This is a genomic window from Mycoplana sp. 10N416 (assembly GCF_056394765.1).
On sequence record NZ_JBFTIM010000020.1, the window covers coordinates 1 to 14,534 of the forward strand.

Sequence of the window (14,534 nt, forward strand, 5' to 3'; positions counted from 1 at the left end):
CGCGGCGTCATCATCGACACCGAGACGACCGGTCTCAGTTCGCGCAAGGACGAGATCATCGAGATCGGCGCTGTTGCCTTCAGCTTCGATGAGACCGGCACGATCGGTGCGGTGACCGCCGTCTACGGCGGACTGCGGCAACCGAGCGGTCCCATCCCCGCTGACATCACCCGGCTCACCGGCATTACCGACGCGATGGTCGCGGGACAAATGATCGACCTCGATCGGCTGGAGGCGCTGATAAAGCCGGCCGACCTGATCATTGCCCATAATGCGGGCTTCGATCGACCATTCTGCGAGGCGCTGTCACCGGTCTTTGCCGACAAACCCTGGGCCTGCTCGGTGTCGGAGGTAGATTGGCGGGCGCGTGGCTTTGAGGGAACGAAGCTTGGCTATCTGGTCGGCCAGGCCGGCTATTTTCATGACGGGCATCGGGCTGTCGACGATTGCTTTGCGCTTCTGGAAGTCCTCGATGGCAATGACGAATGCCACGCCGGATCTGCGTTCGCCGAGCTGTACGAACGAAGTCAGCGTTCGCGTGTCCGGATCTTTGCGGAAAATTCTCCCTTCGACCTCAAGGATCATCTGAAGGGGAGGGGGTATCGCTGGTCCGACGGCAGCGACGGTCGCCCCAAGGCCTGGTGGACCGAGGTTTCCGACGCTGATCTCGACGACGAGCTTTGTTGGCTGCGAACCGAAATCTACCGCTACGATGCCAGCCCGCCGATGAAGCGGCTGACGGCGTTCGATCGCTTCAAGGGCTGAGACCGACGGAAGGTGAGGCCTCCAGCGAGCGCGCGTCGCAAGTTGGTCCGCGAGAGGCGTCTGCTGCCGAGTTTTTGGCGATCCGCAACGTCAGCGAAACGCTCACGGATGGGTGATGGTCAGGCGGGGTTCCTCGAAATCGGCGACATTGCAGGTCGCCAGCGCGCAGACCGCGGTGGTTCGATTACGCGACAACCCGAAAAGCAAGCGCGCCAAAGTGAAAGTTGAACCATCGATCCCGCCAAACATTGGAGGAGGGTTTCTAGAAATTGATAAAAGATAAGTAATCGTATCCTCGTTTCAGAGGAAGATGGCCCAGGATTCTTCGATATCGTTGCTGCCACAGATATCCGGGAATTGGGAAGCGCGGGAATGGACCGGCACAATAGAGCCATTGATCCGATCGAGTTGCGGCGGGCCTTCGGCACATTCGTCACCGGCGTGACGGTCGTCACGACGCGTGACGAGGACGGCAATCCGCGGGGGATGACGGCAAATTCGTTTACTTCGGTGTCACTCGATCCGCCGCTGCTCCTGGTTTGTATCGGCAAGTCCGCGTCGAGCTTTCCGGTTTTCGCGGCGACCGATTCCTTCGCCGTCAACCTGCTTCACGAGGATCAGGTCGAGGTTTCCGCGATCTTCGCCTCCAAATCCCCCGATAAGTTCAATGCCGTAAATGTCGACAGCGTGCACACCGGCGCACCGGTCCTGACAGACAGCCTGACCTGGTTCGACTGTACGGTTCATGACCAGGTGGATGCCGGCGACCATATCATCCTCATCGGGCATGTCCGGGCGTTCGGCACCAGTCCGGCAACCCCGCTCGGCTTTTGCCGGGGACGCTATGTCAGTGTCAATGACCCCCTGCCGACAGACTGGTCGGCCTCGCAGAGCATGGTCGTCGGCTATCTGATCGAGGGCGCCGACAGCATCCTGTTGCGATGCGACGACAAGGGGCATTTGTCGCTGCCCACCGCAAAGACGCGCCGGGCAGACAGCCAGGTTGTGCTGGCGAGCGGCCAGGCCGTCTCCGTCGAGCCTGAAAGGACCTTCCTCTATTCGGTGTTCGACGTGGCCGACAGCGCCCCGGGCTACCTCATCTACCGGGCCTCGCTGGCCGCCGATGCGGCGCGGGATCTGCCGGAAGGGCTCCAGTTCTTCGCCGTCGACGACCTGCCCTACGAGCGCGTGCCGAGCCGCGAAATGAAGGCGGTGCTCAGGCGATACGTGCGCGAGCGCAAGGGGCAGCGTTTCGGAATCTACATGGACAGCCGCAATGGCGGCCGCGTCGCAATGATCGAAAGCGAAGGCCTTTACGGCGCCTGATTTGAAATATTCGCGAGGATAGCATGAAAACGACTGTAACGACGCTCGAGGGTTCCCGTCAGAAACTGCTGATCGCCGGTCGACCGGTCGAGCCGAAGAGCGGCAACTACCTGAAGAGCCTTGACCCCACGACCGGGGAACCCTGGTACGAATTCGCCGATGCGGGCGCGGAGGACGTGGACGCGGCCGTGGTGGCGGCAAGGCAGGCATTCGTCGATCCGGCCTGGCGTCGCATGACCCAGACCAACCGGGGCAAGCTGGTTCGCAGACTGGCTGAACTCATGCTGGAGCATGCCGACCAGCTTGCCGAAATCGAGACGCGCGACAACGGCAAGCTCATCAAGGAAATGCGCGCACAGATGCGCGCCCTGCCGGATTCGTATACCTATTTCGCCGGCATGGCGGACAAGCTTCAGGGCGATACCATCCCCGTCAACAAGCTCGACATGATCAATTTCACCATGCGCGAGCCGATCGGCGTCGTCGGCATGATCACACCGTGGAACTCGCCTTTGATGCTGCTGACGGGCACGCTGGCGCCGTGCCTGGCGATCGGCAATACCGTCGTCATCAAGCCGTCGGAGCATGCAACGGCCTCGACGCTGGCGCTGATGGAACTGATCGAGGCCGCCGGCTTCCCGCCGGGTGTCGTCAATGTCGTGACCGGAGCGGGACGCACGGCGGGCAATGCGCTCGCCAACCATCCCGGCCTCGCAAAGATCGTCTTCACCGGCAGCACGCAGACCGGGCGCACGATCGCCCGTAATGCAGCCGGCAATCTCATCCCCTGCCAGATGGAACTGGGCGGCAAGTCGCCGCATGTCGTCTTCGGCGACGTCGATATCGAGCGCACGGTCAACGGGGTTGTTGCCGGCGTTTTCGCCGCGGCCGGGCAAACCTGCGTCGCCGGCTCCCGCTGCTTTGTCGAAGCCAGCATCTATGACCGGTTCGTCGAAGCGCTGATCGAGCGCACCGGCAGGATCACCGTCGGCCATCCGATGCTGGAAACGTCCGACATCGGCCCACTCGCCCTTCTCGATCAGGTGACGAAGGTCGAGGCCTATGTGGCGTCCGGCGTTCGGGAGGGGGCTAGGGTCGCCGCCGGCGGCAAGCGGCCGCAACGCGAGGATCTGACGAAGGGCTGGTACTACGAGCCGACGGTCATGCTCGATGCGCGCAACGACATGGGCTTCATGCGCGACGAGCTCTTCGGCCCGGTCGTCGGCGTGATGCCGTTCTCCAGCGAGGACGAGATGATCGCGCTGGCCAACGACACGCGCTACGGACTGGCATCCGGCATCTGGACCAAGGACATCGACCGGGCGATGCGCTTTGCGACGCAGGTCGATGCCGGAACCGTCTGGATCAATACCTATCGCTCTGCAGCCTACATGTCGTCGATGGGCGGTTTCAAGGAGAGCGGCTACGGTCGGCGCGGCGGGTTCGACGTGATGCGTGAATTCTCGCGCGTCAAGAATGTCGTGCTCGACTACTCCGGCGCCATGCAGGACCCCTTCGTCATCCGTCTGCGATGACCATCCATTCCCGTCATTTTTGAAAGTCACAACCCCGAAAGGGAACACCATGAAGTTCGCACTTTCCCTCCATCTGGAACGCTCGTCCCCGGACACGCCGATGACCGAGGTCAACCGGAACATGCTGGAACTGGCACAGATCGCCGACCGCGGCGGTTTCGAGACGCTGTGGACGGCAGAACACCACACCATCGAGTTCACGATCGCTCCCAATCCGTTTTTGGTGCTGACATGGCTGGCCCAGCATACCGACCGCATCCGGCTCGGCACCGCGACGGTCGTGGCGCCCTATTGGAGCCCGATCCGACTGGCCGGAGAGGCCGCGCTCTGTGATCACCTCACCGGCGGCCGACTGGAGTTCGGCATTGCCCGCGGCGCCTACCAATACGAATTCGACCGCATGGCCGGCGGCATACCGCAGCAGCAGGGCGTCGCCTACATGAAGGAAATCGTGCCCGCGGTGAAGAAACTGTGGGAAGGCGACTATGCCCATGACGGCGAGATCTGGAAGTTTCCGACGGCGACCTCCGTTCCGAAGCCATTGCAGAAGCCGCATCCGCGTATCTGGGTCGCGGCGCGCGATCCGGGCAGCTTCGACTGGGCAGTCGGGATGGGCGCAAGCATCATGTCCACGCCGCTTTCCCAGCCCATGGCGGAGGTCGCGAACCTTGCCTCGAAGTTCAACAAGGCCGTCGCCGACCACCCGGAGGTCCCGCGGCCGCTGTTCATGATGCAACGCCGCGCCGGCGTGTTCGACAAGGCCAGCGACTGGGAGAAATTCGTCAGATACAGCATGGATTACGGTCGCTATTTCGAGAACCTCTTCCAGAATATCGGTACCGTGACGAACGGATTCCCCGAGGCGGTCTCCTACGAGGCGGTGGCGGGCCGCGAAAACTACAATCCGGAGAACATCCGCGCCAACATGCTGTTCGGAACGCCGGACGAAGTGATCGAAAAGCTGGAAGCCTACGAGGCGGCAGGCGTCGACCAGCTCTGCCTCGGCTTGAACTATAACCTGCCGTTCGACCTCCAGAAGCGCACGCTCGAACTTTTCGCGGAGGAGATCATCCCGGTCTTCGCCAAGCGGGAGCGCGCGGGCAAGGCGCTTGAGGCCGCGCAATGAACCGTGATCGCCTGTTCACGGTCGGCGATGTCACCCTCAACTACCGCCTCACGGGTAGCGGGCCGGAGCCGCTCGTCTGCGTCCACGGGGTGGGCGCGTCGCTGAAGGCCTGGGAGGGCATCGCCAAGCGGCTCGATCGCCACTACACGATACTGACCTTCGACCTTCGGGGACACGGCAAGACCTCCAAGATCAACGGCCGCTACGAGATCGACGATTTCGTCGGCGATACGCTTGCGCTGGTGGAGGAGGTGGGCTTCGATACATTCCACCTGGCCGGTTTCTCGCTCGGCGGGCTGATTGCCCAGCGTATCGCCCTCACGCATCTCCATCGCCTGCGCCGCCTCGTTCTCCTGTCCACCGTGGCGGGACGAACGGATGAGGAGCGCCAGCGTGTGCTTTCCCGGCTGGAGGCACTGCGCAGCGGCGAGCGCGGATCCCATTACGACGCCTCCGTGTCGCGCTGGTTTTCCGAAGCTTTCCAGGCGGAGAATCCGGGCCTCATGGCGGAACTTCGACGCAGGAACGCCGAGAACGATCCCGATTGCTATGCGTCCGCCTATCGCGTCCTTGCGGAAACGGACTTTGGCGGGTTGCTCGACCGGATCCGCTGCCCGACGCTGATTGCCACGGGTGAGGACGATATCGGCTCCAATCCACGCATGGCGCGCTTCATGCATGAGAACATCCCCGGCTCCAAGCTGAGAATCCTGCCGGGCCTTCGCCATTCGATCCTGCAAGAGGCGCCCGACCAGGTCGCCAAGATGATGGACGATTTTCTGGCGCAGAAGGAGAGAGCGGATGGATAGAGATCTTCAGCAGGCCGGCGAGAGGATTCGCCGCCGCGTGCTCGGCAATGATTATGTCGACCGGGCGATAAGCAATGCCGACGCGTTCGGTGCACCGTTCCAGGCGATGCTCAATGAATATTGCTGGGGTGCCTGCTGGTCGGACGAGGCGCTGGATCTCAAGCAGCGCAGCCTTCTCAATCTCGGGATGCTGGCTGCGCTCGGTCGCATGCACGAGTTCGCCATTCATTCTCGCGGAGCGATCCGCAACGGTCTGAGCGAAGCCGAATTGCAGGCGGCGCTGGTGCAGATCGCCGTTTATTGCGGCGTTCCGGCAGGTGTCGAAGCGTTCCGCGTTGCGAAGCAGGTGCGCGACGAAATGGCACAAGGCGAGGGCAAGCCATGATTGTCGAGGAGCGCATCTATCGGATCCGTTCGGGCCGGCTGAAAGAGTATCTGGCGTTGGTGCGCGAGGAAGGGCTGGCGATCCAGCAGCCCATTCTCGGCAACCTGATCGCCTATTTCGTCAGCGAGATCGGCCCTCTGAACCATGTGGTGCACATGTGGGGCTACGAGGACTTTGCCGATCGCACGCGGCGACGGCAGGAACTGGCCGAGGATCCGCGATGGCAGGCTTTCACGCCGCGGCTGTCGGCCTGTATCGAGACGATGGAAAACCGGATTCTCCTGCCAACCGACTTTTCGCCATTGAAATAGGCGAGACGGACCGCGGGAATGTGAACATGAACGTGAGGGCGTACGGTCTTGAGCGAACGGCTTAAAGTTGAAGGACTATACAAGATCTTTGGCGAGGCGCCGCAAAAGGCGGTGGCCATGCTGGAAGGCGGTGCGGACAAGGACCGCGTGCTGAGCGAACTCGGCATGGTCGTGGGTCTCAGCGATGTGTCGCTTTCGGTTCCCTCGGGCGCGATCTACATGATCATGGGTCTGTCGGGATCGGGAAAGTCCACCCTGGCGCGCTGCATCAACCGCCTCAACGAGCCCAGCGCCGGACGCATCCTGCTCGATGGCCGCGACCTCGTGCCGCTTGGCGAAGCTGAGCTGCGCGAAGTTCGCCGCACGCGCATTTCCATGGTGTTCCAGCATTTCGCGCTGCTGCCCAACAAGAGCGTGATCGCCAATGTGGAATTCGGCCTGAAGCTGCGCGGCGTGCCGGCTGCCGAGCGTCGCAGGCGCGCCGAGGAGGTGCTGGCCGTGGTCGGATTGGCGCGCTGGGCCTATCACCAGCCACACGAGCTGAGCGGCGGCATGCGCCAGCGCGTCGGGCTGGCGCGCGCACTGGCGACGGATGCCGACGTTCTGATCATGGACGAGGCCTTCAGCGCGCTTGATCCGCTGATCCGGTCGGAGATGCAGGATGAGCTCTTGCGCCTGCAAAGCACTTTGCAGAAGACGATCCTGTTCATCACCCACGATTTCCAGGAGGCGCTGAAGCTCGGCAACCGCATTGCCATCATGGCCGATGGCAAGGTGGTGCGCGAGGGCGCACCGGAGGAAATCGTGCTCGACCCTGGCAGCGACTACGTTGCCTCGTTCACCCGCGAAGTGGACCGGGCCCGGCTTTTCGATGCGCGCATGGCCATGACAGCGGCGGAAGAGGTCATCGAGATCGGCCAACTGCGCCTGGTGCCGGACGCGAGGACGGCGGATCTGATCGTCGTCGACGCCCGGATGCAGGTGGTGGGCGCGGTCCTGGCCGCGGACGTGGAACGGATACGCGCCGGCGCCGCGCCGGAGGGCCTCGTCTCCGCCGATGTAGTTTCCGTCTCGGCGGATACCAAGCTCATCGATGCGGCCCGTCTCTATCGCAGCGGCCGACCGTTGGTTGTCGTCGATGAAGGACGGCGTCTGGTCGGGCGTCTCACTCCCGAACGGATGCTTGCGGAGATCGCCGCGCTTTCTTCCCAACCTCATGCGAATTCCACGGGAGCGCCCCATGCTTGACGACGATGATCTGAACGTTTTCCCGGTCGACGCGTGGATCCAGGACGGTGTCGAGTGGCTGGCCTATAATTTCCGGCCGCTGTTCGTCGCGATCAAATGGCCGGTCGAAAGCCTGTTGAGATTCAATGAAACCGTGTTGCAGGCAACGCCCTTTCCGCTGTTCGTGGTGCTGGTCTTTCTGCTCGCCTATCGGTTGGCGAGCCTTTCGGTCGCCTGCTTCAGTGCCGTTGCGCTGATCGTGGTTGCCGCGCTCGGCGTCTGGGCCGATGCGATGACGACGCTGTCGCTCATCACCACGGCGATCCTGATCTGCACCGTGATTGGCATTCCGATCGGTGTCTGGTCGGCCCGCAACGATCGTGTCTGGGGCGTCGTTCGGCCCATTCTCGACATCATGCAGACGACGCCGACCTTCGTCTATCTGGTGCCGGTCGTTATGCTTTTCGGGGTCGGAACGGTTCCGGGTGGCGTGGCTGTCATTGTCGCGGCCGCGCCGCCGCTGATCCGCTTCACCAATCTCGGCATCCGCATGGTGGACAAGGAACTGGTCGAGGCGGGCCACGCCTTCGGTGCGGACCGGCGCCAGCTTCTGTGGGAAATCCAGCTTCCGCTCGCCGTGCCGACCATTCTCGGCGGCCTCAACCAGACGGTCCTGACTGCGATGGTCATGTCGGTGGTTGTCGCCATGATCGGAGCGGAAGGCCTCGGCCTCGTCGTTTTGCAGGGGCTGGGCAGGCTCGACGTCGGCCGTGCCGCCGTCGGCGGCATCGCCATCGTTCTGCTGGCCATGGTGCTCGATCGCATCACGCAGGCGCTCGCCTCGCGTAAACCAAATGCCAAGCGCAAGGCACCCTTTGCCTCGCGCTTCATGCGCACGCTGTTCTTCTCGCGGGATCGGGAGGAGATCAAGTCGGAGGAACCCGCCGCCCGGTCGGTCTGACCGGGAGTGCGGATAATGGGACGTCATTCAACTGGGAGCATGACAATGAAACTGACGGGAAAGCATAAAATTTTCGCGGCCGCTGCCATTTTCGCGATGGCCGGCCAGCCGGTGCTGGCGCAGGACATGCCGGGCGAGGGCAAGACACTCAGGTTCGCCCGCAGCGACAGCCTTGGAGCCAACTATGTTCAGGACGTGATCCTGATCGAAGGGCTGAAGAAGCTCGGATATGACGTCCAGATGAGCACGCTCGGTTCGACCGCTTCGATGCTGGCCGCCTCGCAGGGCGATATGGATTTGGTCTCCGACATCAACATGCCGCAGCAGGAAGCCTCCTTCGTCAAGGTGAAGGACAAGCTGGATCTGATCGGCGAGGGCTCGATCATCGGCGGCGGCACCAATGGCTACTACGTCGACAAGAAGACCGCCGAGGCGCACAACATCACCAATATCGAGCAGCTCATGGATCCGAAGATCGCGGCGCTGTTCGACACCAACGGCGACGGCAAGGCCGACATGGTCAATTGCGATCCCGGCTGGCGCTGCGGCGATGTCGTCGACTATCAGGTCGAGAAATTCGGGTTGAATGATACGGTGCAGACCGTGCGCGCCAAATATGAGGTGCTTCTGGCCGAGACCTTCGCCCGCTTCAAGCGCGGCGAGCCGGTGCTGCTCTACACCTGGACGCCTTCCTGGGTCACCGATACGCTGAAGCCGGGCGTCGATGCCGTTTGGCTGCCCATCCCCTTCGATGCCCTGCCGGAAAACGTCACTTCCGCCAACGGCCATCTGGTGGAGGGCATCGTCGGCTGCGCCGGGGGACAGGATCCCTGCCGGATGACGACGGGCTCCTGGAACTGGATGATGGCGGTCAACAAGGACTTCATCAACGCCAACCCCGCCGTCAAGAAATTCGTCGAGGTGATGCGCTGGCCGACCGCCACCTGGGCGCAGTGGGAGACCGAACTGAACAAGGACAGTTCGGACCGCTCCCTGCGCAAGCTCGGCGAAGCCTGGATCGCCGAGAACCAGGCGACTTTCGACGGCTGGGTTGTCGAGGCTGCCAAGGCGGTCTCGCAGTAAGGCGCGCCGATATCCGCCAATGAGCGAGGGGCCGGTGTCGCGCAAGCGGCCGGCCCCGTTTTCATGCCATCCAAGGGAGCCCAAGACCCATGCTTGAAAATCTGAAGCGGCCGGCGCTTCTCGTTATCGACATGCAGAACGATTTCGTTCGCCGCGATGCGCCGCTCGAAGTACCGTCGGCGCGGGACACGATCCCCGTCATCCGCGACCTGATCGGGAAATTTCGTCGGGCGAGCCTGCCGGTCGTCTATACGCGCTATGTCGCCGACGACCTGTACAAGCCCCTGGCGGCGCGTTTCGGTTGGATCGACCGCTTGCAACCGCCAATCAATGCCTGCGTTCCCGGTTTTCGCCGCCACTATGCCGATCTTGGCGACGAGCGCGGCGTCATCGATGTCATCGACGAACTTCTGCCGCAGCCGGGCGAGGATGTGGTCGACAAAATCTATTACAGCGCCTTCCATCGCACCGATCTGGAGGAGAGACTGCGCACGCATGGGGTGGACGGCGTGGCAATTGTTGGCACGATCACCGAAATGTGCGTCGAGGACACCGCGCGACATGCCGTGCACTACGGCTATCCGACGATCCTCGTGGCCGACGGCCTGTCCTCCAATACGCCGCAGCAGCACGAGGCGACGCTTGCCGCCTTCGAACGCAATTACGGCTGGGTGTTGCACGCGGACGAACTCGGCGCAGTGCTGAAACTGTCCTGAGAGCAGCGCGCGAAAAAAAGCGGCGGCGCATGGGCTGCGCCGCCGTGGGTCTGCATGGCATCAGGGGCGATCAGGGCTGGCGGATGCCCATATCCTCCATGTCCTGGAAGCGGTCACCGATGCGGGCATGCGGCCGCCCGCCGTCGGACGCGCCGATGGCGATCAGGATCTCGTTGGCGCGGGGCGCATCGGCGATCTGGAAATTGAGCGTGATAAAATGGGAGCGGGTGCCGGTCGTCGTCTTGTGCGTCATCGGCAGGGACAACAGACTCCCGGCGGAGTTGCGGGTGTTGGTGAAGCTCAGATAGGCGGTCCCGCCAGCGGCCTCGCGAAACAGGTTTCCGAACCGCAAGGTGTGGATCAGGGCCGAGCCGTGCTCGATCTCGCCGTCAAGGCCGACGGCGGCGCATTTTCCATAGGCCTCGATGCGTTCCGGCTTCATCAGGCCCGTCAGCCGGTCGGTCATCATCTTGCCGAGGACGGGCGCGTATTCGTTGATGATCGGCCGCAGGTCATCGGTGAAGCCGCGACCCGCCCAGGGGTTCGTCAGGACGGCCGCGACCGCCACGGCGGTGACCGGGCGATCCGCCGGCTTGCTGCCCTCTACTAGCACTTCTTCGATGACGGTGAAGATCTTTCGGATTGTTAGTGTCATTGGCTGGTCGTGTCCTCCAGGGTTTTGCAGGCCCACAAAATCCTATTGACAGACGTCAAATTCATCCCTGCTTTATAGGATGAAGCTCGGGTTTTATTCTTCGTTTCGAGGATGCGGTAAAATATTCATGGATATCAATTCGCTCATCACCGCGCTCGGCGATGTCGCCGACCTCATCAACAGCGGCAGCGATACGGATGCGACACTGCGGCAATTGGTGGTCGCGGCCTGCCGGCATGGCGACTGGCTGCGCGGCTCCATCATGAGCATCGACCTTGCCAGCGGCTATGGCTATGTCACCGTGCGGCATGACCCGACCTTGCAACTCGAGCGCCCGGAGGACCAATGGGTTCTGGCCACCAGCCCGTCGCTCGTCGCGCTGCGCGGTAACCAGCCGGTATTCATCCCGGACGCACAAGCATCGGACGAGTTTCCGGGGTTTCGCAAGGAGTCCCGCGAGCGAGGTTATTGCAGCGTCCTGGTGATGCCCATGCGCTGCACGGATCTGCTTGGCCGGCCGATGGTGCTGACGGTGAATTCCGAGCGAGTCAAGGATATCGGCCCGACGGACCTTGCCCTGATGAAGCTGATCGTTCAGCTCGGATCGATTGCGGTCGAGAAGCAGAAGGCGATCGCCGAGCAGAAGGATTCCGCCCGGCAGCGGGAGATGGTGTTGTCCACCCATACCCGATTGATGCAGCAAGCGATCTCGGACGATTCGGTCCAGAAGCTTTCCGACGCCATCCATCCGATCCTTCAGAGACCGGTCCTGATCGTCGATTTGACAACCAATGCCATCCTGGCCGGCGCCTCCCCAAAGCCGAGGCTGTTCGATGACGGGGAATGGCATGAGATCGTCGAAACCCAGTTGCGTCCCCGCATCCGGCGGCTGTCCTTCGACACGATGCGGGAGGACGGCGTCACGCTGATCGAGTTTCCCATCACGCTGGAGCGCCACGGCTTCGGCCTGGCGGCCAGCGTCTACCCGCTGCGCATCGACGGGACGAGCGTCGGTGCGCTGATGGTTCTCGGTGACGACGGGCTGACCGAGTATGATCAGCTTCTGATCGGCAGCATCCGGCTGGCGGTCAGCGTCCAGCTGATGCGCAATCTGATCCGCTTCCAGTTCGAAAGACGCAGCCTGGATGAGCTGTTCAGCGAAATCATCGACGGCAAATGGAAGAACGAGAACGACCTAGCCCAACGGGCGCTGAAGTTCGGGATCCGGCTCAACCGCCCCCATCGGATGATCGTTGTGTCCTTTGCCGAGAGCGACAACCTGGCAGCCGCGACGCTCGGCAATGTGCAGCAGGGCATCGCGCTGCTCTTCGACCGGGGCGGCTCCACTCCGGTGGTGGTCGGCCATGCGGATTGCATGATCATTCTCGTGCCGGCCACGAACAATCTGACGGACGAATATCTTCGCGAACTGATGATGAAGGTGATGCGCGAGATCCGCCTATACACCCCCGTTGAGCCGGTATCGGTGTTGAGCGCACTTTGTACCAGCCTGCAAGACTATCAGGGGCATTGGAAGAGCTGTCGGAACATTCTCGACATCGCCCAGGTCTTTGGGAAGCGGGGCATCCTTTCGGCCGAAGATTTCGGCCCTCTGCCGATACTGCTTTCAACCGCCAATGCGGATTATGTCCAGGAATTCGTCCGCCGCACCCTGGGGGCGGTTCTGGATCACGATGAGGCGAATGAAACCCAGTTTCTTGCCACGTTGAAAGCCTACGTCAATACCGGATGCCGAAATCAGCAGTGCGCGGACGAACTGGGCATCCATGTCACGACGTTACGATATCGGCTTGCCAAATCAGCAGAACTGTTTGGGCTCAACCTCGATTCCCCGGCGAAACGATTCGATTTGGAGTTGGCAATTCGATTGTACGATCTTTGCCAGCAGTGAGTCATCGCGTCGCGGGATGTGACGACGCCCTTTCGGGCGGCGGCGAAGGAAAATTTGACGCAGATTGAGGTCGATCGCAACTTAACGTTACGATGCCTCAGCAGCTAGGCAGCTGCCTGCACAAGGCGAACGTCAGAAGGCAGCAGGCGGCGAGCTACACCTTTCCCACTCTTGCCTCAGAGCAGCATCGTCACCCAGCTGAAGGTGTCCTCGGCGTGGCGGATCATGGCCTCGCGGCTGGCGTTGCCATTGCCGTGTGAAATCGCCTCGATGATTGGATCGTGCGTATAGGCGGTCAGGCGTCTGCTGCCGATTGGTTTATCGATCGCGAGGATCACATCGGTCAGAGCGAGCTGGATCTCGGTTTCAGCCCGCAACAGGGCGGCGGAGCCTGATACTTCCGCAATCAGGCTGTGAAAGCGGGCGTCGGCAAACCGCAGATCGGGGAACTGGTGCAGGAGCCGGTCGAAATCCTTGCCGGCTTCCCGAATTTTGGTCAATGCTTCGGGACCAGCCCGTTCCGCTGCGAGAAAACAGGCTTCACCGGAAATGGCTCGGCGCCAGTCGGTGAGGTCGCGTAGCTCCGCTCGGCTTAGCGGCGCCCGTCGCGCCGCTTCCGCCAGGCGCAGGCCAACATCGGCGGCGACGAAGTTTCCGCCGTTGCGACCGCGGACGGTTGTCAGCAGACCCATGTCCCGCAATGCGCCAAGGGCAACTCGAACCGTCATCAGTGCGATTCCGAAGCCCTGCGCTAGCTCGATCTCCGGCGGCAGCCGGTCACCCGGCCGCAATTCGCCGGTAGCGATGGCCTCATGCAGGCGCCGCGCGACCAGGTTCGGCGTCGACTTCGAGGCATCACTTAACGAGGAAAGAAATTTCATTTGACCTCTAGAATATAGATGTTAAATGTATAGCAGTTAAATACTTGGAAGACCATGCCCAACACAACCTTTTCTGCCAAGCCGACTCCGCCCGAAAACGAAGTCGTACACATCCTCGTCGTGGGCTCTCTGACGCCTCCCGATGTCAGCGACTATCTGAAAAGCGTTTTGCGCGAATTCTCCGACAGCGCGCTCTCGTCGCTTCGCCGCGGCAGCGGCGAGGTTCACTTCGTCGAGGCGTCGGCGCCGGACCGCGCGGCGGATGTGGCGCTCGACGGGATGGATGCGTTGCTGGTTCTCGGTGGCGCCGATGCCGATCCAGCCTGTTACGGCCAGCCGCGGGAGGCCGATACGATGTACGGTATCAACGCCGACGCTGACCGCTTCGAGCTTGCCTTGCTTCGTGATGCAGCAGCGCGTGACGTTCCTGCGCTCGGCATCTGCCGCGGTATGCAGCTCATCAATATCCTGCACGGTGGCGATCTTGTTCAGGAGATCGGTCCTGGCACCGTTCATAACGGCACGGCCGACAACTCGATCATGGTTTCGCATCCCGTCACGCTGGAACCCGGCTCGCGGCTCGATGCTATCTATGGTGGACGCGCGCTGTCGGTCCGGTCAGGCCATCATCAGGCGGTTGCGCGCGTGGGTGAGGGGCTTGCGGTCACCGCCCGCGCCGAGGACGGAATCGTCGAGGCTGTCGAGGCCGAGGGGTCGCACTGGATGGTGGGTGTGCAATGGCATCCCGAAGATCCCAAGGCACCGTCCGCCGATCTCGACCTGCTGATGACCGGCTTCATCGATGCGGCGCGACAGCGCAAGCGCGCCTAGGCGCAACGCTC

The 14,534-nt window shown here is 62.3% G+C and carries 15 protein-coding genes; 13 read left to right on the forward strand and 2 right to left on the reverse strand.

Annotation, left to right across the window (positions count from 1 at the left end; genetic code table 11):
* The 11 genes from AC1DDS_RS23580 to AC1DDS_RS23630 form a co-directional block, all read left to right on the forward strand.
* The coding region (locus AC1DDS_RS23580; RefSeq protein WP_477481076.1) for a 3'-5' exonuclease at positions 1 to 765 on the forward strand (765 nt) is incomplete at its 5' end.
* Positions 766 to 1,137: 372 nt separating this feature from the next.
* Entirely contained in the window at positions 1,138 to 2,091 is a 954-nt protein-coding gene (locus tag AC1DDS_RS23585) for a flavin reductase (protein ID WP_477481077.1), read from the forward strand.
* 23 nt (positions 2,092 to 2,114) lie between these two features.
* The gene (locus AC1DDS_RS23590; protein ID WP_477481078.1) at positions 2,115 to 3,626 is read left to right on the forward strand and encodes an aldehyde dehydrogenase; all 1,512 of its coding nucleotides are present in this window, start codon (positions 2,115 to 2,117) and stop codon (positions 3,624 to 3,626) included.
* 49 nt (positions 3,627 to 3,675) lie between these two features.
* Positions 3,676 to 4,752, forward strand: coding sequence for an LLM class flavin-dependent oxidoreductase (locus AC1DDS_RS23595; RefSeq protein ID WP_477481079.1), 1,077 nt, complete (start codon positions 3,676 to 3,678; stop codon positions 4,750 to 4,752).
* A complete protein-coding gene (locus AC1DDS_RS23600) occupies positions 4,749 to 5,561 on the forward strand; it encodes an alpha/beta fold hydrolase (RefSeq protein ID WP_477481080.1) in 813 nt (270 codons plus the stop codon). Before AC1DDS_RS23595 ends, AC1DDS_RS23600 begins: the two co-directional genes overlap by 4 nt.
* On the forward strand, positions 5,554 to 5,946 hold the full coding sequence (locus AC1DDS_RS23605; RefSeq protein ID WP_477481081.1) for a carboxymuconolactone decarboxylase family protein: 393 nt from the start codon (positions 5,554 to 5,556) through the stop codon (positions 5,944 to 5,946). The genes AC1DDS_RS23600 and AC1DDS_RS23605 overlap by 8 nt, the downstream gene beginning before the upstream one ends.
* Positions 5,943 to 6,257, forward strand: coding sequence for an NIPSNAP family protein (locus tag AC1DDS_RS23610; protein ID WP_477481082.1), 315 nt, complete (start codon positions 5,943 to 5,945; stop codon positions 6,255 to 6,257). Before AC1DDS_RS23605 ends, AC1DDS_RS23610 begins: the two co-directional genes overlap by 4 nt.
* A gap of 48 nt (positions 6,258 to 6,305) precedes the next feature.
* Positions 6,306 to 7,505 carry a quaternary amine ABC transporter ATP-binding protein gene (locus tag AC1DDS_RS23615; protein WP_477481083.1) on the forward strand — a complete coding sequence of 400 codons (1,200 nt, stop codon included), beginning with the start codon at positions 6,306 to 6,308 and terminating at the stop codon, positions 7,503 to 7,505.
* Positions 7,498 to 8,445 carry an ABC transporter permease gene (locus tag AC1DDS_RS23620; protein WP_477481084.1) on the forward strand — a complete coding sequence of 316 codons (948 nt, stop codon included), beginning with the start codon at positions 7,498 to 7,500 and terminating at the stop codon, positions 8,443 to 8,445. Before AC1DDS_RS23615 ends, AC1DDS_RS23620 begins: the two co-directional genes overlap by 8 nt.
* A 45-nt stretch (positions 8,446 to 8,490) precedes the next feature.
* Positions 8,491 to 9,528: a glycine betaine/L-proline ABC transporter substrate-binding protein ProX gene (gene proX, locus AC1DDS_RS23625; RefSeq protein WP_477481085.1), complete on the forward strand. Its 1,038-nt coding sequence runs from the start codon at positions 8,491 to 8,493 to the stop codon at positions 9,526 to 9,528.
* Positions 9,529 to 9,617: 89 nt separating this feature from the next.
* Complete coding sequence (locus tag AC1DDS_RS23630) at positions 9,618 to 10,244, forward strand: cysteine hydrolase family protein (protein ID WP_477481086.1); 627 nt, start codon at positions 9,618 to 9,620, stop codon at positions 10,242 to 10,244.
* 70 nt (positions 10,245 to 10,314) lie between these two features.
* Here the strand turns inward: AC1DDS_RS23630 and AC1DDS_RS23635 are convergent, their stop codons facing one another.
* A complete protein-coding gene (locus tag AC1DDS_RS23635; protein WP_477481087.1) occupies positions 10,315 to 10,899 on the reverse strand; it encodes an amino acid synthesis family protein in 585 nt (194 codons plus the stop codon).
* A gap of 127 nt (positions 10,900 to 11,026) precedes the next feature.
* Here AC1DDS_RS23635 and AC1DDS_RS23640 point away from each other — a divergent pair, with 127 nt between their 5' ends.
* The gene (locus tag AC1DDS_RS23640) at positions 11,027 to 12,811 is read left to right on the forward strand and encodes a helix-turn-helix domain-containing protein (RefSeq protein WP_477481088.1); all 1,785 of its coding nucleotides are present in this window, start codon (positions 11,027 to 11,029) and stop codon (positions 12,809 to 12,811) included.
* Positions 12,812 to 12,987: 176 nt separating this feature from the next.
* Here the strand turns inward: AC1DDS_RS23640 and AC1DDS_RS23645 are convergent, their stop codons facing one another.
* A complete protein-coding gene (locus AC1DDS_RS23645) occupies positions 12,988 to 13,692 on the reverse strand; it encodes a FadR/GntR family transcriptional regulator (protein WP_477481089.1) in 705 nt (234 codons plus the stop codon).
* Between the two features lie 54 nt (positions 13,693 to 13,746).
* Here AC1DDS_RS23645 and AC1DDS_RS23650 point away from each other — a divergent pair, with 54 nt between their 5' ends.
* Positions 13,747 to 14,523 carry a gamma-glutamyl-gamma-aminobutyrate hydrolase family protein gene (locus AC1DDS_RS23650; protein ID WP_477481090.1) on the forward strand — a complete coding sequence of 259 codons (777 nt, stop codon included), beginning with the start codon at positions 13,747 to 13,749 and terminating at the stop codon, positions 14,521 to 14,523.
* Positions 14,524 to 14,534: the final 11 nt, after the last annotated feature.

What these genes read in the sequence shown, in the direction of transcription:
- proX (WP_477481085.1), top strand. Translation starts at nt 8,491, where the DNA reads ATGAAACTGACGGGAAAGCATAAAATTTTCGCGGCCGCTGCCATTTTC.
- AC1DDS_RS23650 (WP_477481090.1), top strand. Translation starts at nt 13,747, where the DNA reads ATGCCCAACACAACCTTTTCTGCCAAGCCGACTCCGCCCGAAAACGAA.
- AC1DDS_RS23610 (WP_477481082.1), top strand. Translation starts at nt 5,943, where the DNA reads ATGATTGTCGAGGAGCGCATCTATCGGATCCGTTCGGGCCGGCTGAAA.
- AC1DDS_RS23640 (WP_477481088.1), top strand. Translation starts at nt 11,027, where the DNA reads ATGGATATCAATTCGCTCATCACCGCGCTCGGCGATGTCGCCGACCTC.
- AC1DDS_RS23645 (WP_477481089.1), bottom strand. Translation starts at nt 13,692, where the DNA reads ATGAAATTTCTTTCCTCGTTAAGTGATGCCTCGAAGTCGACGCCGAAC.
- AC1DDS_RS23595 (WP_477481079.1), top strand. Translation starts at nt 3,676, where the DNA reads ATGAAGTTCGCACTTTCCCTCCATCTGGAACGCTCGTCCCCGGACACG.
- AC1DDS_RS23630 (WP_477481086.1), top strand. Translation starts at nt 9,618, where the DNA reads ATGCTTGAAAATCTGAAGCGGCCGGCGCTTCTCGTTATCGACATGCAG.
- AC1DDS_RS23585 (WP_477481077.1), top strand. Translation starts at nt 1,138, where the DNA reads ATGGACCGGCACAATAGAGCCATTGATCCGATCGAGTTGCGGCGGGCC.
- AC1DDS_RS23635 (WP_477481087.1), bottom strand. Translation starts at nt 10,899, where the DNA reads ATGACACTAACAATCCGAAAGATCTTCACCGTCATCGAAGAAGTGCTA.
- AC1DDS_RS23600 (WP_477481080.1), top strand. Translation starts at nt 4,749, where the DNA reads ATGAACCGTGATCGCCTGTTCACGGTCGGCGATGTCACCCTCAACTAC.
- AC1DDS_RS23605 (WP_477481081.1), top strand. Translation starts at nt 5,554, where the DNA reads ATGGATAGAGATCTTCAGCAGGCCGGCGAGAGGATTCGCCGCCGCGTG.
- AC1DDS_RS23620 (WP_477481084.1), top strand. Translation starts at nt 7,498, where the DNA reads ATGCTTGACGACGATGATCTGAACGTTTTCCCGGTCGACGCGTGGATC.
- AC1DDS_RS23590 (WP_477481078.1), top strand. Translation starts at nt 2,115, where the DNA reads ATGAAAACGACTGTAACGACGCTCGAGGGTTCCCGTCAGAAACTGCTG.